Source organism: Phytohabitans sp. LJ34 (assembly GCF_052068095.1).
Lineage (GTDB): Bacteria > Actinomycetota > Actinomycetes > Mycobacteriales > Micromonosporaceae > Phytohabitans.
The window spans coordinates 377382-396858 of sequence record NZ_JBQHDG010000006.1 but is presented as its reverse complement, the minus strand read 5'-3'; the positions used below and the strand labels follow the sequence as shown (position 1 = coordinate 396858).

Below are 19477 nucleotides of genomic sequence, written 5' to 3'. Positions count from 1 at the left end.
CCGGGCTGTGCTCAGACCACGGGGGTGCCGTTCGCCCGCGCGTGCGTCACATAGAGCTCGGCCACCTGCGTGGTGACCGGTCCCACCCCGCCCGCGCCGATCGGCCGGCCGTCGATCTGCGTCACCCCGGCGATCTCGCCCATCGTGCCGGTGCAGAAGACTTCGTCCGCCGTGTACATCTCGGTGAGGCTAAGATCCCGCACGGCGGCCGGGATGCCCGCCTCCTCCGCCAGCCGCAGCACCGTCGCCCGGGTGATGCCCTCCGGGCAGGCCACCGCGTGCGGCGTCGACAGTGCTCCACCGTGGACGGCGAAGAGGTGCGTCGCGTTCGTCTCGGCGACGAAGCCGCGGCCGTCGAGCATCAGCGCGTCGTCGGCGCCGGCGACCGTGGCCTCCATCTTGGCCAGGATCGAGTTGATCAGGTTGTTGTGGTGGATCTTCGGATCGAGCACGTCCGGGCCGGGGCGGCGCACGCTCGACGTGACCAGGCGCAGACCACTCGTGTCGTACACCGGCGGCTTGTGCTCGGCGAGCACGATCAGCGTGCAGCCGCTCTGGTTGAGGCGCGGATCCATGCCGCTGGTCACCTTCACGCCCCGGGTCAGCGTCAGTCTGATGTGGACGCCGTCGCGCATGTCGTTGGCCCGCAACGTCTCGGCGACCGCCGCCGTCACCTCCTCGGCCGAGGGGATGCCGGCGAAGCCGAGCGCGGTCGCCGACCGCCGCAGCCGGTCGAGGTGGGCCTCCAGCCCGAAAATCCTTCCCTGGTACAGGCGGAGACCTTCCCACACGGCGTCACCGCCCTGCACAACGGAGTCGAAGGGCGAGATGCCCGGCTCGTCGCGGTGGCGGAGCACGCCGTTGACCCAGTAGGAGATGCCGGCGTTCCGCTCGTCGTAGCGCTGCAACATGATCCGAACGCTAGCGGCACTCGGTGCTCGCGGATGCAAGGGCGTCCCGGCCGGCCTGCGCGTTACACCCGTCGCGCGATGTTCGCACCAGCCGTGAAACCGGCGGTCCACCTCGGGTTTGGCCTGGTGTAGCCCCATATGCATGGCACTACGGTGTCCGGCATGCGTCACGTCTGGACCTTGATCGCCGCCGCGGTCATCGCGCCGCTCGCCTGGGTGCTGCTCGCGTACGGGCAGGACCGTTCCCTCCAGGCCTTCGTCAACGAGGAGACCGCGGGCGCGTTCCGCGACGGCGACTTCATCCGGCCCGTGCTGTGTCTGGCCGCCGCCGGCCTGCTGCTGGGACTGGTAGGCACCCTTCGCTTCTCGCCGGTCGGCGCGGTGCTCACCGGGCTGCTGTACACAGCCACCTACCTGGCCCTGTTGGTGGATCCTGACGCGGTCCTCAACTTCCTGCCGGGGACGATCTCGGTGGCCGGCCGGGAAGCCGACCTCGCGACGCCGCTCCGTACCGGCTCCGCCATGGTGCTGGGCGCCGCGCTGCTGCTCGCGGTGGCCAGCGTCGGACGCTGGCGGCGGGCGGCCCGGCACGACGAGGTACCCGAGCTCGTGGGAGCCGGCGCCCCGCTTGCGCTGCCGAGCGACCGACCGCTGGGCGCGGAGGGGCTCGGGCTTCCGGCCAGCCCGCTCGCCGACGAGCTGATGGGCGACGCCCCGCTCCGCGACGGCGACGGCGACCGCGACCTGGACCGCGACCCCGACGGTGGGCGCGGATGGGGTGGGGTACCGGTCACACCGGGCTGGTCCAACCAGCGTCCCGAAGTCGCGGCGCACGGCGCCCAGCGGGAAGGCCACTGGCGGGAGCTGGCCCGCGACTCGGGCCCGGAGTCCAGGCGTTGGCCGACGGTGCGGTGATCGGGGGAGCTGGAAAGGGGGCCGGCGCCGTTCGACGGCGCCGGCCCTCCCGCTCTTCACGACATGACGTCGTCGCGGCGCACCCGCTCGCGCCCGTCCGCCAGGTCGTAATCGCGCGTTGGTCGTGCTTTGGACCGGATGCGGGATGTCGCGTTGAGTTAGTGCGGCCCGTGCCGGGCCGCGGTGCGGACGGCGCTCTCTCCGAGCGTGGCCGGCGCTGTGCCGCGGTGCGGACGGCGCTCTCTCCGAGCGCGGCCTACGCGTGTGCGGCGGTGCGGACGGCGCTCCTCTCCGAGCGCGGCCCGCGGTGCGGACGGCGCTCTCTCCGAGCGTGGCCGGCGCTGTGCCGCGGTGCGGACGGCGCTCTCTCCGAGCGCGGCCTACGCGTGTGCGGCGGTGCGGACGGCGCTCCTCTCCGAGCGCGGCCCGCGGTGCGGACGGCGCTCTCTCCGAGCGTGGCCGGCGCTGTGCCGCGGCGGCGACCTCGCTTGACCGAGCGTGACCTGCGCCGGGTCGCTGGGCGCACGGCGCTTTTCGGGCGCGGCCCGCGCTATTTCAGCCGGCGACGGAGAGCGCGGGAGTGCGGGCGGGGAGCGCCTCGACGAGGGCAGGCTGTGCCGCGGCCTCGTCGGTCGCCGGCTTCGGGGGCGTCGGCGCCGGGCGGAGCCACCGCACCAGGAGCACCGCCGCGCCGGGGCTGCTGGCCGCGAACGCGAGCACCCCGTACACCACGGCGATCGTCAGGCCCAGGCTCGGGCTCAGGCCCGCGGCGCCGAACGCCCACGCCGTCACGCCCTCGCGCGGCCCCCAGCCGCCCACGTTGAGCGGGATCAGCATCGCCAGCATCGCGAGCAGCATCAGCGGCGCCAGCCGGGCGAACGAGGCAGTGGAGCCGGCCGCCCGGGCCGCCACCAGGAACGTCGCGAGGTGCCCGGCCAGCACCACCGCCGACGAGATCAGGATGCCCGGCCACACGTGGCGGGCCAGTAGGCCGCGGCGGATGTCGGCGGCGGCGGTACCCAGGGCGCGGGTGACAAGCGACGTGCCCCGGCGGCGGCGGGCCCACGCGACCAGCGCGAACGCGACGGCGGCGGCGAGCGCGACGGCGGCCGCGACCTGGACGAGCTGGTTGCGGGGCACGATCGGCGAGGGGAGTGCGAGCAGCACCGACAGGCCGACGACGACGAATACGGCGGTGCCGGCCGAACGTTCGAGCACGACGGCGCGCACGCCGCGGCCCATGTCACCGGTCTCACGGCCGTTGTGGACGGCGCGGTGCACGTCGCCGAGGATGCCGCCGGGCAGCGCGGCGTTGAGGAAGATCGCGCGGTAGTAGTCGGCGACCGCGCCGCGCAGCGGGAGGCGCATGCCCAGGCCGCGTGCGACCAGGCACCACCGCCAGGCGCTGAGCACGGTCGTGAGCAGCCCGATGCCGAGGGCGGCGAGCAGCGTGCTGCCGTCGATCACGGTCAGCCCGTCGAGGAAGGCGCCGGTGCCCAGGCGCCACACCAGCGCGCCCAGGATCGCCAGCCCGCCCAGCACCTTGACCCAGGCCCACACCGACCGACTCACGCCGCCCTCCCTCGCTGAGGTCTTCCCGCACTGATACGGCGGAGAGGTGGCAAAGGGTTCATTCAGGCAGTGCCAACAGGTCGCGGTGGTCGATCACCGCGTGCAGGTCGCCGCCCGCGACCGCGTCCAGGCGGCGGCGCAGGTACCCCTCGGCCGGCCCGGCCAGATCGGGGCGTTCCTCGACGGCCGCGCCGACCCAGCCGCGTAGCCACTCGGCGGCGAGTCCGGCCTGCTCCGGGCCGAGCCGCCAGGGGCTGGGCCGCTCCAGCACGGTGGCGCCGTGCCGCGCGAACGCCTCCGCCGCCACCCCGGGCGCGTCCGGCCCCAGCAGCGTCCGCGCGCCGTGGGTGCGCCGCTGGTGGTCGTTGAAGGCGGCCTCGACGTCGCTGTCCAGCGGGTCAGCGGGGGAGAGGTCGACCCTTCCGGCCACCGACAGCGTGAACAGCGCCGGGCAGCGCGCCTCCGCACACGCCTCCGCCAGCGCGTCGACCTCCCCGGCGGTGAGCACGTCGAGCAGCGCGGAGGCGGTGACCAGCGCCGCGCCGGCGAGGTCCGCGCCGGTGAGACCGGTCACATCGCCCTGCCGCGTCTCGACCGTGACCTGTGGAAACGGGGCCATGCCCGCCGCGGCCAGCGCGAGCAGCGCGGGGTCGCGGTCGTGCATCACCCAGTGCTGCGGCCCGCCGAGGCGCGGCGCCAGCCAGCGCCCCATCGAGCCGCTGCCGGCGCCGAGGTCGCGGATCACCGGCCGGGCGGTGCCGTCCAGCCGCGCGCGCAAGGGTTCCAGCAGGTCGACCGCGCGGGCACCGGCGTCCGCCGGCTCCCGCAGCGCCAACCACGCCGCGCTGAACTCGCTCACCAGGCCTCCTTGGTTCGATGCGGTCGGGCCGCCCACCGGGTCTTTCAACCGGTCGCGGCGAGGGTCGGGGCCGCCGTCCTCACAGGACGCCGAGCACGTCGGACAGTGCCCGCCCGGTCGCGTCCCAACCGTCCAGTGTGGACCGCCGGGAGCGGGCCGCCGTGCGCAAGGTGGCCCGCAGGTCGGGTCGCGTCAGCCATTGCCGCAATGCGTCCGCGAGGGCCCCCGGGTCACCGGGCGGCACCAGGATCCCCGGCCGCACCCATCCCTCCGCGGTCGCCCGCCCCGGCCCGGCGTCCGGTGATGCCCATTCCGCTTCGGGCGCCTGCTCTGGGCCGGCGTCCGGTCGTGCTCGCTCCGCTTCAGGTGCGTGCTCTGGGCCGGTGCCGGGCTGTGCCCGCTCCGCCCCGGGTGCCGGCTCCGCGGTCGCCCGCTCTGGGCCGGGCGTGCGATCCGGCACGGTCTCGACCTCCGGGCGCCGCGCGCCGCTCCGGGTGGGTGCCGGTGGCGCCAGCGCCGGCGGGCCCGCGGACGGCGCCCAGCCGAGTGCCTCGGGGACGCCGCCCACCTCGGTGGCCAGGACCGGCACGCCACGGGCGAGGGCCTCGGTCACCACCATGCCGTAGGTCTCCGCGTGCGAGGGCAGCACCAGCAGGTCGGCGGCGGCGTAGCGGGCGTCCAGGTCGGCGCCTGCCAGCGGGCCGGTGAAGGTGACCCGCCCGTCAAGTTCGGCGGCCGCCGCGGTGACGCGGGCCGCGTACGCCGGGTCGCGGTCCAGCGCGCCGACGACGGTGCAGGTCCAGTCGACGTCCGGCAGTGTGGCGAGGGCGGCGACCAGCAGGTCCTGGGCCTTGCGCGGGGTGACGGCGGCGACGCAGAGCAGGCGCGAGCCGGCGCCGGTGCCGGTGGACAGCGGTGCGGGATCCACACCCGGGGCGGCCACGTGTACCTGGTCGAGGCCGTGCAGCGTGGTCAGGCGCCGCGCGGCGCCGTCGCTGGTCGCGATGACGGCGGCGGCGGCCCGGAGAGTCTGCCGTTCGCGGGCGTCCAGGTCGGCGTCGCCGGCCTCGTCCACCAGGGGCAGGTGCACCAGCACCGCCACCCGCAGCCGCGCGGACGCCGGCACGACGACCTCGGGCGCCGCGCAGGCCACCAGGCCGTCCAGCAAGGTGAGGCCACCGTCAGGTACGGACGCGAGGGTGGCCGCCAAATGGGCGACCTGTGCGGCGTCCGGGCGGGGCCAGGCGCCGTGCACCGGGTGCTCGACCACGTGCCAGCCCAGCGCGGCCAGCCGCTCGCAGGCCCGCCGGTCGTAGCGGTTGCCGCCGCTGGGCGCGGCTGGCTCGTCCACAGCCCCGGGAAGCACGACGTGCACAGTGGTCATGGCGTCCGGGTGCCGGGCGGCGGAGCGCCGCTCACAGGGTCCGCTCGTAGCTGGCCCACGCCGCGTGCGACTCGTGCAGCGCCACCGTGATCCCGGCCAGGCCGCGGGCCCCCTCGCCGAGCGCGCCCGCGCCCACCCGGTCGGCGAGGCGGTCGGCGATCACCTTGGCGAGGAACTCGGTCGAGGTGTTGACGCCGGCGAAGGCGGGCTCGTCGTCGAGGTTGCGGTAGTTCAGCTCGCTCAACACCTCGCCGAGCTGCGCGGTGGCGAGTCCGATGTCGACCACGATGTTGTCGGCGTCGAGCTCGGGCCGGCGGAACGTCGCGTCGACCACGAACGTCGCGCCGTGCAGGCGCTGCGCCGGGCCGAACACCTCGCCGCGGAAGCTGTGCGCGACCATGATGTGGTCCCGGACGGTGATGCTGAACAAACCCTCAACCTCCTGGGTCGGCGTCGTACCGGACGAGGTGGCACAGCGCGGGCAGCTCCCCGCCGGCCAGCTTGGGCAGGATGGCGGGCAGCTCGTCGAAGGCTGACTCGCCGGTCAGCAGCGCGTCGAACGCGGGGTCCGCGAGCAGCTCCAGCGCGAGCGCGAGCCGGTCCGCGTACGTGCGCCGCCCCTTCGCCGCGGGCGAGATCGTGCCGACCTGGCTGCCGCGCACCGTCAACCGGCGGGAGTGGAAGTGCTCGCCCAGCGGGATCGTGACGGCCCGGTCGCCGTACCAGCTCAGCTCCACCACCGTGCCCTCCGGCGCGAGCAGCTCCAGCGAGCGGGCCAGCCCGGCGGAGGTGGCACTGGCGTGGATCACCAGGTCGCGGTCGCCGGCCGCCGCCTCGGGCGTCGCGAAGTCGACACCCAGCGCCGCCGCGGTCGCCGCGCGGGTCGGGTCGGCGTCGACGAGCTGCACCCGCGCGCCGGGGAAGCGGGCCAGCACCGCGGCGACGCTGCACCCCACCATGCCGCCGCCGACCACGGCGACCCGGTCGCCGACCAGGGGCGCCGCGTCCCACAGCGCGTTGACGGCGGTCTCCACCGTGCCGGCGAGGACGGCCCGCCGTGGCGGCACCCCCTCGGGCACCGGCGTGACCGCGGCGGCCGGGACGACGTAGCGGGTCTGGTGCGGGTACAGGCAGAAGACCGTCCGGCCGCGCAGCGCGTCCGGGCCGTTTTCCACAACTCCGACGCTGAGGTAGCCGTACTTGACGGGGGCCGGAAATTCGCCCTCCTGGAACGGCGCCCGCATGGCGTCGTGCTGGCTTCGCGGCACCCCGCCGCGGAAGACGAGCGTCTCGGTGCCCCGGCTCACGCCCGACCACAACGCCCGCACCACGACCTCGTCCGGACCGGGAGGTTGGAGGCTGACCGGGCGGATCTCGCCGACCCCGGGTGCGCCCAGCCAGAACGCCCGACCACGGAGCGTCATGGATCTCCTTCCGCGGACAAGTGAACCGAACCGGCCCGTTTCCCGTTCTCCAGACCGAGGCCCTGGTAACCATACGTGGTGGGGCCCTACCCGCCCAGACAACTACGGAGGAACGTTGACCGTCAGCGACCGGCCCCTCGAGACCACTCCGACCGTCGAAGGGCATACCGCGGGCCTGGCGGTGCAGTTTGTCCTGCTGGGCATGCTGGCCGTGGGAGTCGGACTGGACGCCGCCGGCTGGGCGGTCGGCGTGGTGTACGCGGTCGGCACCTGGGTGCTGCTCGGCCGCGCCCTGCGTCGCTCCGGCACCACCTTCCTCGGCCCGGCCAACCAGGTGACGCTGGCCCGCGCGACGCTCGTGGGCGGCGTGGCGGCGCTGGCGGCGGACTGGCTCACCGGGCACGCCGTGGCGGTCGCCGTCTTCGTGACGCTGGCCGCGGTGGCGCTCGCGCTCGACGCCGTGGACGGCCAGGTGGCCCGCCGCACCGGCACGACCTCGGCCCTGGGCGCCCGCTTCGACATGGAAGTTGACGCCATCCTCATCTTGGTGCTGAGCGCCGTGGTCGCGCAGTCGCTGGGCCTGTGGGTGCTGGCGATCGGCGCGTTCCGGTACGCCTTCGTGGTCGCCGGCTGGGCGGTGCCGTGGCTGCGCGGTGCCCTGCCGCACCGCGTGTCGCGCAAGACGGTGGCCGCGATCCAGGGCGTGGTGCTCGTGGTGGCCAGCTCGGGGCTGCTGCCGCACCCGGTGACGATGGCTGTCGTGGGCACCGCGCTGGCGCTGCTGATCTGGTCGTTCACCCGCGACGTGGCCTGGCTGTGGCGCGCCGAGCAGATCCGCCGGTACGTGGTCGCGGCCGTCTCCGTGCCTCAGGCCCCGGACTCGCTGGGCAGCACGGACTCGCTGGGCAGCACCGGTGGAAACGCGCCGCGCAGCATCGGTGGAAACAGGGTCCTGACCGCTCCCGGCCGGCGGTAGAGCGCGGCCGGACGGCCGGTCTCCAGGACCCGCCGCTCACCGGTCGGCACGACGAAGTCCTCGGCGTTGACCACCTTACGGTGGAAGTTGCGGGCGTCGATGGAGACGCCCCACACCACCTCGTAGACCCGGCGCAGCTCGGTCATCGTGAAGACCTCGGGGCAGAACGCGGTCGCCAGGGTCGTGTACTCCAGCTTGGACCGCGCCCGGTCGACCGCGTCCTCCACGATTGCCAGATGGTCGAAGGCGAGCGCGACGTCCCGGGCCAGGACCGACCACACCGGCTGCCAGCACGCGGCGCGCGCGTCGGTGCCGCCCACCGGCACCGGCAGGTCCGGCGCGATGGCCAGGTAGGCGACAGTGACCACCCGGCCGCGCGGGTCGCGGCGCGGCGCCGCGTAGGTACGCAGCTGCTCGAGGTAGAGGCTGTCGCCGTCGAGCGCGGTCTCCTCGGCCAGCTCCCGGCGGGCCGCCGGCTCGGCGTCCTCGTCGTCGTTGATGAACCCGCCCGGCAGCGCCAGCGCGCCGCGGAAAGGCTCGACGCCGCGCTCGACCAGGAGCACCTGCAACTGGTCGTCGCGGATCGTCAGGACGACCACGTCGACGGTCACGGCGACGCCGGAGAACTCCTGGTGCGGTGCGCTCACGGCCGCCATGCTAGCTATTCGTCGTCGTGACGTATAGGAAACCGCTGCTTATCGTCCCAACGACGGAAGATTCGTCCGCGACCACCCACCGGTAGCCGGCGGTGGTTGGGCTGGGGACGCGCGGGGTAACCGGCTGACATGGCGGAGGCGCGGTTCCGGTTCGCGGCGTCGCGAGCCGTGTGGTGGCTGCTGGCGCCGTTCGGTGTCCGGCCGGGCAACGCGTGGCTGGCGCTGTCGGAAGCCGAGCTTGTGGTCCGGTTCGGACCATGGCGCCTGCGGACCGCTCGGGACAACGTCCTCGACGCGCGCCGCTCAGGGCCGTACCGGTGGTGGCGGGTGATCGGCCCCCACCTCTCGCTCGCCGACCGCGGCGTCACCTTCGGCACCAACGCCGCCGCGGGGGTGTGTGTCCGCTTCGCGACGCCGGTGCCCGCCCTGCTGCCGGGGCGGTGGCTGCGCCATCCTGGGCTCACGGTCACGGTCGCCGACCCGGACGGCCTGGTAGACGCTTTGCGCCGGCGGTCACCCTAGTGCCTGACCGGCGAGGAAAGAGGTCTGCACCGGCGCGTCCGAACCCGATCACTACCAGTGGCACAAACCGTCACCCGGGCCGGCCCACCCTAGCGCGTGACACGACAAGTGGGTCACGGTGCGTACGCCTCCACTTCGGACAGTTGGCCGGCCGGCCAGCCGGTGTTGGCGGTGATGTGCACGCGCAGGTAGCGGACGCTCGCCGCCGGGAAGGTCAGCGTCACCGTGTTGCCGGACGCGGGATCGAAGACCCGCCCGCCCGGGGCGACAAGTGTCGTGAAGGTCGAACCGTTGGTGCCACCCTGCACCGACAGCGTCTGCGTGCGCGCCGCCCACGCCGCCGGCGGCGGGAGCTTGAGCACGACGCGGCCCACCGTCAGCGCCGAACCGAGGTCCACCTGGATCCACTGTGGAAACGCGTTGTTGGCGCTTTCCCAGTAGCTGCCCGCGTTGCCGTCGACCGCGTTGCCCGGGCCGTAGCTCTGCGTCTGGCTGCTCGCGGTCGCCGGGCGGCCGGCGGCCAGGTTGCCGCCCGGCTGGGGTGCCGGGTCGGTGGTGACGCCGACCGTGTTGGACGGCGGCGAGGTGTTGCCGGCGGCGTCCTGGGCGGTGACCTGGAAGCTGTACGCCGTCGCCGGGCTCAGCCCGGTCACCGTCGCCTGCGTCGCGGCGGTGGTCGCGACGACCGCGCCGCCGCGCAGCACCTGGTAGCCGGTCACACCGGCGTTGTCGGTGCTCGCGGTCCAGGACAGCGTCACGCTCGTCGACGACTTCGCGGTGACCGTCAGGTTGCCCGGCGCGCTGGGCGGCGGGTCGGTGGGCTGGCCGGTCGCGGCGTACACCTCCAGGGCGGCCACCTGCGCGGCCGGCCAGCCGGTGTTGGCGCTGACGGAGATGCGCACGTAGCGGACGCTGGTCGCCGGGAACGTCACGGTCACCGTGTTGCCCGACGCGGGGTCGAAGAACCGGCCGGCCGAGGCGGCGAGCGTGGTGAAGGCGGAGCCGTTGGCGCTGCCCTGCACCGAGAGGGTCTGCGTCCGCGCGCCCCAACTTGAGGGCAGCCTCAACACCGCGCGGTCGACCGTCGCGGCCGTCCCCAGGTCGACCTGGAGCCACTGGGGAAAGGCGTTGTTGGCGCTCTCCCAGTAGGTGCCCGCGTTGCCGTCCACCGCGTTGGCGGCGACGAAGCCGCCGTTCTGGCTGCTGGCCGAGGCGGGCCGGCCGGCCGCCAGGTCGACGCCCGGCCGCGGGTCGGGGCCACCGCCGGCGACCGGCGGTGTGGGGCGCACCGGCGTGAGCGCGAGCTGGCCTTTCAGCATCCGGCCGCCGTCGGCGGTGATCCGCAGGTAGTAGTCGGACGAGCAGAACGTGCCGTCCTCGTCCAGCGGCCGGATCCCGCTGCCGGCCGGCACCGTGGCCGCGGTCTCGGCGGTCTTGGCGATCTGGTTGCCCTCGTTGAACTCGTCGAACATCGAGATGTAGATGCCCTGACACCCCAGCCGCACCATGTTGTAGAAGTGCCGCCAGTAGAAGTCGCCGTGCGCGCGGGCGCCGGTGGACAGGTCGCCGGGCATCACGCAGGGCTGGTAGTCGATGCCGTGCGCGTCGCAGTCGGCCTGGTCGGGCACGTTGACGTTGGTGTAGAACCAGTCGAGCCCGTCGAGCGTGCCGGTGCGGCCGACCATCCACGGCGAGATCATGTCGAAGGCGTGGTAGACGTCGAGGAAGCCGGGGCGGGAGTCGTTGATGCCCTGCCGCCAGTAGGTGGGGACGCCGCCGATGACGTAGCAGCCCTGCGATTTGAACCAGTGCACCACGTCGAGGCAGGGCGCCGGCGCGAACGGGCGGCCGGAGTCGTTGAAGCCGAAGCCCCAGACGCACACGACCGGCTTGCCGTTCTGCCGGGCATACGCCGGTGAGGCGGTGTGTGCCGACATCTTGGTGGTCCAGTCAGTTTTCAGCTCGGACTGCATGCCGGTCCAGCCGGTGACGTCGTACATGATGTAGAACTTGCGCCCGAAGCGCTCGGCCGCGTCGCGCACCTTGACCGCCATCGCGTCGCGGGTCGGCCCCTCGTCGCCGAACGGGTTGAACCGCTGGAGCGCGGCCGTGTCGCATCCGTGGTCGCGCATCCACTGGAAGTGGGTGTCCACGGTCTGCTGGTCGTACGACGAGAACAGCCGGGCCGGCTGTCCGTTGCCCAGGTTGGGGTAGGCGGTGGTGTAGCCGCGGGCGATCTCCCGCAGGTCCGGCCAGGAGACGATCGTGGTGTTGCTCGGCGAGGGTGGCTGGAAGCGGTCGCGGCTCCAGTGCCACCAGCCGCCGATCGGGGCGCCGTCGCCGGGGCAGGCGAACCACCCCTGGTATCCGACGGAGATCTTCCCCACCACGTCGCCGGGCGGGCTGGCGGCACCGGCCGCGCTGGTCAAGGTCGAGACGGCCGCGGTGGTCGACACGGCGGCCAGCGCGGAGCCGGCGGCCACGGACGTCACGAACGTACGGCGCGATACCGCCATGGCGACGCTCCTCAAGCTCGGGATCGACGGTCATCATGCCAGGAATGAACACATCACCGCAATAACCTGACAGGGCAACGCAAGAATCGGAGGGAATCCGTAGCGGGTCCACGGCGTTCCGGATGCGGCGAACGGTCACACGACCGGACGCGGAGTGGAAAGAGGACCATGATGAAGGTTCGTAGCTCGCTACGTTCGCTGGCCCGCAAGCCCGGCGCGGTGGTGGTCCGCCGCGGCGGCCGGGTCCGCGTGATCAACCGGCGCGACCCCCGGTGGAACGGCCGCCAGGGCTGACGCCGCAGGCCTGAAGGAGGGCACGTGACGCAGTCGCCGTGGAGTGTGGCGGTGGTCGGGCCGGGTGGCGTCGGCGGCTTGGTCGGCGCGGTGCTGACCCGGGCCGGCCACCCGGTCGTGTTCGTGGCGCGGCCGGACACCGCGGCGGCACTCACCGCCGGCGGGCTGGAGGTATCCAGCGTCCAGTACGGCGACTTCCGCGTGCCCGCGACCGCGGTGCCGCGGCTCGCCGCGCCGGTCGACGTGTGCGTGGTCGCGGCCAAGGCGACCGCGCTCGACGCTGCCCTCGACGCCGTGCCCGCGGAGGTGCTCGGCGCGGGCCTGGTCCTGCCGCTGCTCAACGGCGTCGACCACATGGCCGGGCTGCGCGAGCGCTTCCCGTCCGCGCGGGTGCTCGCCGGCGCGATCCGGGTCGAGTCCACCCGGGTCGCGCCCGGCCGGATCGCGCACACCAGCCCGTTCTGCGCGGTGGAGCTCGCCGGCGACGACACCCCGCGCACGCGGCTGGAAACGCTCGCCGGCCAGCTCGGCGCGGCCGGCATCGACGCGGCGGTGCGCGACTCCGAGGCCCTGGTGATCTGGGACAAGCTCGCCTTCCTGGCCCCGCTGGCGCTGCTCACCACGGCCTACGGCGCCACCGCGGGCGAGGTTCGCGAGAAGTACCGCGGCGATCTGGAAGCGGTGGTCGGCGAGGTGGCGGCGGTCGCCCGCGCGGCCGGCGCCACCGGGGACGCCGGCGCGGTCATCGGCTTCTTCGACCGCATGCCGCCGGGGATGAAGTCGTCGATGCAGCGCGACGTCGAGGCCGGCCGACCGGCCGAAGTGGACGCGATCGGCGGGGCGGTGCTGCGTGCGGCCGCCCGCGCGGGCGTGGACACCCCGGTGACCGCCCGGATCGTCGAAGACCTGCGGGCCCGCGGCATCTGACCGCCGCCGCCCGCGCGCAGGCCGCGGATCTGGTGGCCACCCTCGGCGCCGTCACCGCCGCGAGGCGTGGACGCGCCGCGTCGTCGACGAGCTGAGGACGCTGCGGCTCAGGCGCCCGGCGCGTATCCCCGGACCGCCCACGCGCGCGCGGTCAGCGAGATGGCACCGTCCGGATTGGACGGTAGGCGGTCGCGGAGGAGGTCGCGCACCGCGGCGCGGCGCTCCTCGCTCAACGCCATCAGGTATGCCGGCGCGGCGCCCTGCCCGCCCAGGAACGGCTCCCAGTAGTCGTCGAAGCCGGTGAACACCGTCGGGATGTCGATCGCCTCGACCGACACGTCCGCGAAGCCCGCGTCCGTCCACAGTGCACGCAACGGACCGGGGCGGCAGATCGGGAAGCGGCGGCCCTCGTCGAGCTCGCCGCCGGCCGGGTCGAGGGCGGCCGCCGCGTCCCAGAAGTGGCGCATCAGCTCCATGCCCTCGGCGTAGTCCCACACATAGGCGGCGGCGACCGCGCCCGGCGCGGCGACCCGCGCGAACTCGACCGCCGCCTCGGCGGGCTCGGGCACGAAGTTGAGCGCCAGCCCACTCACGACCGCGTCGAAGCCGGCCGCCGGCAGCGGCAGTGTCCGCGCGTCACCGGTCAGGAAGGACGCTCGCGGATCGGCGACCTGCGCGCGGGCGGTCGCCAGAAACCCGTCCGACGGGTCGACGCCGGTCACCTCGGCCGGGTCGGTGAGCGTCAGGACGGTCGCGCTGAGCGCGCCGGTGCCGCATCCCACGTCGAGCCACCGCCGCCCGGCCGGCACGTCCAGCCACGCCACGAACCGCGCCGCGACTCGGCGGCTCCACCGCCCGACATACGCCTCGTACGCGTCTCCCCGCGCCCACACCTCGCGTGCCACGCCCACCACCCTAAGCCTCGAAGCCAGCGCTACCAGTCGCCCACCTGGATCATCCCGCGCCGCACGAGTTGTAGCCTCGGCCCTCATGAGTTGGCTGCCTGAGGGCTTCGTCCACCCCGTCTACGTGCCCGTGCCCGGCACCGCGCTTCACCTGCGGCCGATCCGCGAGGCGGACACCGCGCTCGACTATCCCGCCGTGATGGGATCGCGGGAGCGCTTGTGGGACATCTTCGGTCCGGCCTGGGGTTGGCCCAAAGAGACGATGACCTACGAAGAGGACCGTATCGACCTGCTGCGGCACGAGAGGGAGATAGCCGCGCACCAGTCGTTCAACTACGCGTTGCTGGACGAGGGGGAGACGGCGATCTTCGGCTGCGTCTACGTCGACCCACCCGAACGCACCGGCTCCGACGGCGAGGTCTCCTGGTGGGTGGTGGACGACCTCGTCGGCGGTGAGGTGGAACGCGCGCTCGACGCGCTGGTGCCGCGGTGGATCGCCGCCGACTGGCCCTTCCGGCAGCCACGCTATCTGGGCCGCGACATCACCTGGCAGGACTGGCTCGCGCTGCCGCGCGCCTCGTGACACGCCCGAGGCGGTGCCAACCGCCAACAGCCTTACGCCACAACGCCCGCGACGTCTGAAACCGGCCTGCGACATCGAGCGAGATCTTCTCGGCGCCGATCCGCCGGATGCGTTCGGTGCCCCACGTCCCCAACGGGCGCGGCGTCGATGCCGCAGAAGTACGGACCGCGTCGCGCTGCCGCTGCCATCTGCCCTCCACAGGTACTTACCAAAAGGTGAGTACCTGACTATTTAGTCGGTACTGGTCAACGTTACCGGCAGCGGAAAGGATCGCCTCGAACGACGATCACGAGGGAGCCAGAAACATGACGACGGACCACGACGTCCAGGTAAGCGTTCTCGGGCTGGGCGCGATGGGCACCGCGCTCGCGGCCGCCCTGCTGAAGGCGGGACACGCGACAACCGTCTGGAACCGCTCGCCGGGCAGGACGAGCGACCTCGTCGCCCAGGGTGCGACCGGCGCCGAGACGGCGGGCGACGCGGTCCGGGTCAGCCGGCTGGTCATCGCCTGCCTGCTGGACCACGCATCGGTCCACGAGGTGCTCGACCCGCTGTCCGGCGTTCTGGCCGGCCGGACCCTGATCAACGTGACCACGACGACACCGGCGCAGGCGCGCGAGCTCGCCGCGTGGGCCGCCGATGCTGGCGTGGAGTACCTGGACGGCGGGATCATGGCCGTCCCAACGATGATCGGCCAGCCCGGGTCGTCAATCCTCTACAGCGGGTCGGTCGCCGCTTTCGACCGGTACAAGCCGCTACTGGACCTGTGGGGCACCAGCACCTACTTCGGTGCGGATCCCGGGCTGGCGTCGTTGTACGACCTGGCCCTCCTCGCGGGCATGTACGTGATGTTCGCCGGGTTCGTGCACGGTGCCGCCATGCTTGCGCCCGAAGGCGTGACCGCGGGAGAGTTCGCCGCCATGGCCGCACCATGGCTGACCGCCATGACCGGCGCCTTCCAAGGGTTCGCCACGGTTATCGACGGCGGCGACTACACCGTCGACGGGCAGCAGAGCCTGGAGTTCTCCGACCTCGGCGACATCCTCACCGCCAGCGCCGACCAGGGCATCAGCACCGACGTGGTCGCCATGGTCCAGCGCCTCATCCAACACCAGATCGACGCGGGTCACGGACCTGAAGGCTTCGCGCGAATCATCGAAAGCATCAAGCAACCCGGCTGACGAAGCGGACCAACCGCTTTTGGGTACCCGCGCCGAAGAGGTAATGGTCCCAGGACAAGCCATCCATGTCCAAGACGATGTCGCGAACCGACGGGCGGGTGAGATCCCCACCCGCCCGGTTCGATCGGTTCAGCGCCAGACGACGAGGTGGATCTGGAACCCGCCGTCGCCTCTGCGGCTTCGCGGATCCCGGTTGATGTTGAAGGACAGCCGCGTCTTCCCGGGGCCGAGAGTGGCGTTCTGGTATGTCCGCCGCAAGCCCGAGGCTATGTACAGATAGCCGTCTTCCGCGGTGTGCCAGAGCAAGGAGAACGGGGGTACGCCCGGAACCAGCGCGTCGCCGCTCGCGGACCAGCTGGACCAGCCCTCGGGTCCGTTGCGGCCTGTGGCCCAGACTCCGGACCAGACTGTGCCGGTGGCACTGACGTCGACCCAATCGCCGTTCATCAGTTCCACGCCGGCATCGGTGTCGGCATCACTGTTGATATTGACGGTGAAATACTTGTCCACTACTGCCGCGGCCATGGCCGGGCCTCCTGTCGTCTCGTTGCCCCAGCAGGGCTGAGGCGTGCCGTTGGGGCCGACCCGGTGGCAGGAGCCGACGACGCGATATCGCGCACTAATCGATTTTCACGAGGCTCGGGGTCGGCTTTTCGTTGATGGCTCCGGAACCAAGCGAGGTGAAGACGGAAATGATCGCGGCGAGCCCGGCGACGGAGAGGACGTTGAGCCAGTCCACGGCGAGCATGCCCAACTCGTCGCCGGCGATGACTGCGACAGCCGCTTGGGCGAAGGTCTTGACGGCCCGTTCCGCCACTTGCTTCCAGAATTTGCGGGTAAGCATGGTCACTCCTCGAAGCGCGGCATTCCCAGCTGTCCGGGTCGGCGAAAGTTACTGAGGCGAGCATGAATGCCGACGAATCCCGGGCACCATAGGGCCGCGGTCCCGTTCGTAGGGCCACATCGGCGGGCCGGAAACGGGACACACTTCGGGACGCGCACCGGGCGCATCGCAGCGGCTATAGAGTGGGCTCGATGGTTTGGCTCGGCCGCGTGCGTGGCACCGAGACGGGCGCGGGGCGCCGCCGCCTCCGGCCGGTGACGGTCGTGTTGGTCGGCTTGGCGGCACCGGTTGTCTGGATAATTCTCAGCCGGCTGGTTGCCCCGTCGGATGCGACTCTCGCCTATGTGGACACCCCGAACGCGGGCGGGATCACGGTGACTCGTGTCGTGGGAGACGGGTTGTTGAGGCCGGGCGACGAGGTGATCGCGATCAATGGCCAGCCGGTGCACGCGCTGCTCGCAGGCGGAGGCGGACCCGCTCCGGAGAAGGGCGACCGGCTCGTCTACACGGTTCTGCGGAGTGCGGGGGAGGCGTCCGGCCGTACCACCGTCGACGTGCCCGTCACGACCGGTTCCTATCCGTTCCTCATGGTTCTCCGGAGCTCAGGCAGCGCGGTGTTGCTGCTCGTTACCTTCCTCGCGGTTTCGGTGGGCGTCTTTCTCCGGGCGCCCCGCAGCCCGGCCACCCGCACGCTGCTGGCGATTCCGGTGCTGATCTCCATCGGGGCGACCTCGTGGCCGTTCGGCCCGCAGGTGGTCGACGTGGTCGTTCCGTACGGTCATTGGCCGTACATCGGCGGCGGCATCGCCAACGCGCTCGCCTGGGGAGCCTTCCTCCACCTGGCGCTGACCCTTCCCCAACCGCGGGTGATCGTGCGGCACCGGCCCTGGTTCGTCGGGGCGGGTTATGTGCTGCCGTTCGTGCTTTACGGGGTCTACCTGTTGTTCCGTCTACCGGGCGACGGCGATCCGCTGGACCGGCTGCGGACCGTCCTGCACGTCTCCCTGCCCGCGGCGCGTACCTATCCAATCCTGATCATCGCGGCGATCCTGGCCAGCCTGATCCGCGAACGCGGCCTCGAGCGCTCCCAACGGATCCGGTGGGAGCTGGTCTTCTTCGCGGCTTCCCCGGCCCTCTACCTCGTCGTCGGTCAACTGCCGCAGGCCTTAGGGCAGGACCCGGTACCGCCGGGATGGCTCGCGATGATCCTGCTGCCCCTACCGGTGGCCGTCGGTTCGGCGGTCCTGCGCCGCCGGCTCTTCGACGTGGAGCTGGTTCTGCGGCGCTCGCTCGTCTACGGGTCACTCACCGGCTGCCTGGGCGGTGTGTACCTGCTCGCCGTGTACCTGCTCACCGACACCCTCGGGCCGACACCCGCGGCGCTGTTCGCCACCGCCCTCGTGGCGCTTTCCGTGCACCCGCTGCGGGTCCGGCTCCAGCGGGCCGTCGGCCGGCGCCTTTTCGGGCAGCGGCACGAACCTCTCACGGTGGCTTCCACACTCGGCAGGATCAACGTCCACGGGGCGCCCGAGGCCGTGCTCGGTGAGATCGTCACGACGCTCGCCGAGGTGTTGCGGCTGTCGTACGCCGCCGTCGAGGTGGGCATCTCACCGGAGCACCGCGTAGTTCGCGCCACCTACGGCAGACCAACAGGCCGACCGCAGACGTTGCCGCTCACCTACGCCGGCCGACGACTCGGGCAGCTGCATCTCAGCGTGGCAGCCGGCCGTGAGGCGTTCGGTGCGGCGGACCGACGGCTGTTGGACGAGCTCGCCCGCCAGGTCGGTATCACCGGGTACACGCTGCTGCTCGCCACGGACCTCCAAAGGTCACGGTCGAGGCTCCTGAGCGCCCGCGAGGAGGAACGCCGCCGGCTGCGCCGCGACCTACACGATGGACTGGGCCCCTCGCTCGCCGCCACGGCTATGCAGCTGGAGGTCGCCCAAGACCTGATCCGTTCCGCGCCGGGCGAGGCGGAAGCATTGGTGGGCCGGCTCCTGCACGGCACACGTCGAGCGATCGCCGACATCGGCCGACTCGTCGACGGCCTCCGCCCACCGGCGCTCGACCAGCTCGGGCTCAAAGCCGCGATCGAGGAGCGAGCCACCTACTTCGCCAAGTCCGGCACCGGCGCGCGCACACCCCCGACGATCACCGTGGAACAGGACGGCCATCTCGACGGGCTACCCGCCGCGGTGGAGGTGGCGGCGTTCCACATCGCCGTGGAGGCCATGAACAACGTCGTTCGCCACGCGTCCGCCAGCACCTGCCGGGTCCGGCTCGAGGCGGGCCACGACCTCGTGGTGGAGGTGGCGGACGACGGTGCCGGGCTCCCCGCCGACCCGCCAGAAGGAGTCGGCCTCACCTCGATGCAGGACCGCGCGGTCGAGCTTGGCGGCGCCTTCAGCGTCGACAGCCGACCGGGCCACGGCACGACCGTGCGAATCCGCATCCCCTTGCCGACGCGTCGCCCGGCCGTGGGCGCGAACCCGCGGTCGCGCCCCGGAACGGGACAACAGCACCATGACGACGGGACAACGACAGCGGAAGACTGGAAAAACCAGTGATCCGCGCCGCACATACCAAAGGAGCACGGCGATGAGCCGCGAGCCCTTACGCGTGGTCGTCGCCGATGACCACCCCGCGGTCCGAGAAGGCCTTCAGGCGCTGCTCGCCTCGGCACCTGGCGTCGACGTGGTCGGGCAGGCCGGCACCGGCCTGGAGGCGGTCGACCTCGCCGACCGGCTTCAGCCCGACGTCGTCATCATGGACCTTCAGATGCCGGAGGCGAGCGGAATCGAAGCCATCCGCCGGATCACCAAAACGAGCCCGCACATCCGGACGCTCGTGCTGACCATGTTCGAAGACCACGAGTTGGTTTTCGACGCCATCCGCGCGGGCGCACACGGCTACCTGCTGAAGAGCGCCGGCCGCGCGGAGCTCGCCCGCGCCGTCGCCGCTGTCCACGACGGCGACTTCATCATGGGCCCAGGGAATCGTCGAGCACG

General features: G+C 72.6%; 19 protein-coding genes and 1 pseudogene. 9 read left to right on the top strand and 11 right to left on the bottom strand.

The window, feature by feature from the left end:
* Window positions 1-11: 11 nt before the first annotated feature.
* Window positions 12-911: an aminotransferase class IV gene (locus ACTMTJ_RS13980; protein WP_441216785.1), complete on the bottom strand. Its 900-nt coding sequence runs from the start codon at window positions 909-911 to the stop codon at window positions 12-14.
* A gap of 162 nt (window positions 912-1073) precedes the next feature.
* Here ACTMTJ_RS13980 and ACTMTJ_RS13975 point away from each other — a divergent pair, with 162 nt between their 5' ends.
* Window positions 1074-1826 carry a hypothetical protein gene (locus ACTMTJ_RS13975; RefSeq protein ID WP_441216784.1) on the top strand — a complete coding sequence of 251 codons (753 nt, stop codon included), beginning with the start codon at window positions 1074-1076 and terminating at the stop codon, window positions 1824-1826.
* Window positions 1827-2381: 555 nt separating this feature from the next.
* On the opposite strand, the gene ACTMTJ_RS13970 is transcribed toward ACTMTJ_RS13975, so the two are convergent.
* From ACTMTJ_RS13970 to ACTMTJ_RS13950, 5 genes are all read right to left on the bottom strand, one after another.
* Window positions 2382-3398: a lysylphosphatidylglycerol synthase transmembrane domain-containing protein gene (locus ACTMTJ_RS13970; RefSeq protein ID WP_441216783.1), complete on the bottom strand. Its 1017-nt coding sequence runs from the start codon at window positions 3396-3398 to the stop codon at window positions 2382-2384.
* Between the two features lie 58 nt (window positions 3399-3456).
* Window positions 3457-4260, bottom strand: coding sequence for an SAM-dependent methyltransferase (locus ACTMTJ_RS13965; RefSeq protein WP_441216854.1), 804 nt, complete (start codon window positions 4258-4260; stop codon window positions 3457-3459).
* A gap of 76 nt (window positions 4261-4336) precedes the next feature.
* Window positions 4337-5641 (bottom strand): glycosyltransferase, encoded by a 1305-nt coding sequence (locus ACTMTJ_RS13960; protein WP_441216782.1) that lies wholly within the window; start codon window positions 5639-5641, stop codon window positions 4337-4339.
* Between the two features lie 31 nt (window positions 5642-5672).
* On the bottom strand, window positions 5673-6071 hold the full coding sequence (locus ACTMTJ_RS13955; RefSeq protein WP_441216781.1) for a 6-pyruvoyl trahydropterin synthase family protein: 399 nt from the start codon (window positions 6069-6071) through the stop codon (window positions 5673-5675).
* A gap of 4 nt (window positions 6072-6075) precedes the next feature.
* The gene (locus ACTMTJ_RS13950) at window positions 6076-7065 is read right to left on the bottom strand and encodes a zinc-dependent alcohol dehydrogenase (protein ID WP_441216780.1); all 990 of its coding nucleotides are present in this window, start codon (window positions 7063-7065) and stop codon (window positions 6076-6078) included.
* Window positions 7066-7180: 115 nt separating this feature from the next.
* On the opposite strand from ACTMTJ_RS13950, the gene ACTMTJ_RS13945 reads away from it, so the two are divergent.
* Window positions 7181-8041, top strand: a complete 861-nt coding sequence (locus ACTMTJ_RS13945) for a CDP-alcohol phosphatidyltransferase family protein (RefSeq protein ID WP_441216779.1) — start codon at window positions 7181-7183, stop codon at window positions 8039-8041.
* Here ACTMTJ_RS13945 and ACTMTJ_RS13940 read toward each other — a convergent pair.
* Window positions 7933-8688 carry an NUDIX hydrolase gene (locus ACTMTJ_RS13940; protein ID WP_441216778.1) on the bottom strand — a complete coding sequence of 252 codons (756 nt, stop codon included), beginning with the start codon at window positions 8686-8688 and terminating at the stop codon, window positions 7933-7935. The genes ACTMTJ_RS13945 and ACTMTJ_RS13940 overlap by 109 nt on opposite strands.
* A 138-nt stretch (window positions 8689-8826) precedes the next feature.
* On the opposite strand from ACTMTJ_RS13940, the gene ACTMTJ_RS13935 reads away from it, so the two are divergent.
* A complete protein-coding gene (locus ACTMTJ_RS13935; RefSeq protein ID WP_441216777.1) occupies window positions 8827-9219 on the top strand; it encodes a hypothetical protein in 393 nt (130 codons plus the stop codon).
* Window positions 9220-9332: 113 nt separating this feature from the next.
* On the opposite strand, the gene ACTMTJ_RS13930 is transcribed toward ACTMTJ_RS13935, so the two are convergent.
* Window positions 9333-11735, bottom strand: a complete 2403-nt coding sequence (locus ACTMTJ_RS13930; RefSeq protein ID WP_441216776.1) for a discoidin domain-containing protein — start codon at window positions 11733-11735, stop codon at window positions 9333-9335.
* Window positions 11736-11906: 171 nt separating this feature from the next.
* Between ACTMTJ_RS13930 and ACTMTJ_RS13925 the strand changes: the two genes are divergently transcribed.
* Both ACTMTJ_RS13925 and ACTMTJ_RS13920 read left to right on the top strand, forming a co-directional pair.
* Entirely contained in the window at window positions 11907-12029 is a 123-nt protein-coding gene (locus ACTMTJ_RS13925) for a 50S ribosomal protein L36 (protein ID WP_173068722.1), read from the top strand.
* A 24-nt stretch (window positions 12030-12053) separates the two neighbouring features.
* Window positions 12054-12956, top strand: a complete 903-nt coding sequence (locus ACTMTJ_RS13920) for a ketopantoate reductase family protein (protein WP_441216775.1) — start codon at window positions 12054-12056, stop codon at window positions 12954-12956.
* A 107-nt stretch (window positions 12957-13063) separates the two neighbouring features.
* On the opposite strand, the gene ACTMTJ_RS13915 is transcribed toward ACTMTJ_RS13920, so the two are convergent.
* Window positions 13064-13861, bottom strand: a complete 798-nt coding sequence (locus ACTMTJ_RS13915; protein WP_441216774.1) for a class I SAM-dependent methyltransferase — start codon at window positions 13859-13861, stop codon at window positions 13064-13066.
* 85 nt (window positions 13862-13946) lie between these two features.
* Between ACTMTJ_RS13915 and ACTMTJ_RS13910 the strand changes: the two genes are divergently transcribed.
* Together ACTMTJ_RS13910 and ACTMTJ_RS13905 are read left to right on the top strand one after the other, a co-directional pair.
* A complete protein-coding gene (locus ACTMTJ_RS13910) occupies window positions 13947-14444 on the top strand; it encodes an N-acetyltransferase (protein WP_441216773.1) in 498 nt (165 codons plus the stop codon).
* 305 nt (window positions 14445-14749) lie between these two features.
* Window positions 14750-15625, top strand: coding sequence for an NAD(P)-dependent oxidoreductase (locus ACTMTJ_RS13905; RefSeq protein ID WP_441216772.1), 876 nt, complete (start codon window positions 14750-14752; stop codon window positions 15623-15625).
* 129 nt (window positions 15626-15754) lie between these two features.
* Here ACTMTJ_RS13905 and ACTMTJ_RS13900 read toward each other — a convergent pair whose 3' ends face one another.
* Both ACTMTJ_RS13900 and ACTMTJ_RS13895 read right to left on the bottom strand, forming a co-directional pair.
* On the bottom strand, window positions 15755-16150 hold the full coding sequence (locus ACTMTJ_RS13900; protein ID WP_441216771.1) for a hypothetical protein: 396 nt from the start codon (window positions 16148-16150) through the stop codon (window positions 15755-15757).
* Window positions 16151-16244: 94 nt separating this feature from the next.
* The gene (locus tag ACTMTJ_RS13895) at window positions 16245-16469 is read right to left on the bottom strand and encodes a holin (RefSeq protein ID WP_441216770.1); all 225 of its coding nucleotides are present in this window, start codon (window positions 16467-16469) and stop codon (window positions 16245-16247) included.
* Window positions 16470-16660: 191 nt separating this feature from the next.
* Here ACTMTJ_RS13895 and ACTMTJ_RS13890 point away from each other — a divergent pair, with 191 nt between their 5' ends.
* Together ACTMTJ_RS13890 and ACTMTJ_RS13885 are read left to right on the top strand one after the other, a co-directional pair.
* The gene (locus tag ACTMTJ_RS13890) at window positions 16661-19036 is read left to right on the top strand and encodes a histidine kinase (RefSeq protein WP_441216769.1); all 2376 of its coding nucleotides are present in this window, start codon (window positions 16661-16663) and stop codon (window positions 19034-19036) included.
* Window positions 18993-19364: pseudogene (locus ACTMTJ_RS13885) on the top strand (response regulator); the annotation flags it as partial. The gene ACTMTJ_RS13890 and the pseudogene ACTMTJ_RS13885, both read left to right, overlap by 44 nt.
* Between the last annotated feature and the right edge of the window lie 113 nt (window positions 19365-19477).

Bases quoted from the DNA above. Each gene is read 5' to 3' on its own strand.
- ACTMTJ_RS13975 (WP_441216784.1), top strand. From the start codon at position 1,074: ATGCGTCACGTCTGGACCTTGATCGCCGCCGCGGTCATCGCGCCGCTC.
- ACTMTJ_RS13950 (WP_441216780.1), bottom strand. From the start codon at position 7,065: ATGACGCTCCGTGGTCGGGCGTTCTGGCTGGGCGCACCCGGGGTCGGC.
- ACTMTJ_RS13930 (WP_441216776.1), bottom strand. From the start codon at position 11,735: ATGGCGGTATCGCGCCGTACGTTCGTGACGTCCGTGGCCGCCGGCTCC.
- ACTMTJ_RS13980 (WP_441216785.1), bottom strand. From the start codon at position 911: ATGTTGCAGCGCTACGACGAGCGGAACGCCGGCATCTCCTACTGGGTC.
- ACTMTJ_RS13925 (WP_173068722.1), top strand. From the start codon at position 11,907: ATGAAGGTTCGTAGCTCGCTACGTTCGCTGGCCCGCAAGCCCGGCGCG.
- ACTMTJ_RS13960 (WP_441216782.1), bottom strand. From the start codon at position 5,641: ATGACCACTGTGCACGTCGTGCTTCCCGGGGCTGTGGACGAGCCAGCC.
- ACTMTJ_RS13905 (WP_441216772.1), top strand. From the start codon at position 14,750: ATGACGACGGACCACGACGTCCAGGTAAGCGTTCTCGGGCTGGGCGCG.
- ACTMTJ_RS13890 (WP_441216769.1), top strand. From the start codon at position 16,661: ATGGTTTGGCTCGGCCGCGTGCGTGGCACCGAGACGGGCGCGGGGCGC.
- ACTMTJ_RS13935 (WP_441216777.1), top strand. From the start codon at position 8,827: ATGGCGGAGGCGCGGTTCCGGTTCGCGGCGTCGCGAGCCGTGTGGTGG.
- ACTMTJ_RS13900 (WP_441216771.1), bottom strand. From the start codon at position 16,150: ATGGCCGCGGCAGTAGTGGACAAGTATTTCACCGTCAATATCAACAGT.
- ACTMTJ_RS13910 (WP_441216773.1), top strand. From the start codon at position 13,947: ATGAGTTGGCTGCCTGAGGGCTTCGTCCACCCCGTCTACGTGCCCGTG.
- ACTMTJ_RS13895 (WP_441216770.1), bottom strand. From the start codon at position 16,469: ATGCTTACCCGCAAATTCTGGAAGCAAGTGGCGGAACGGGCCGTCAAG.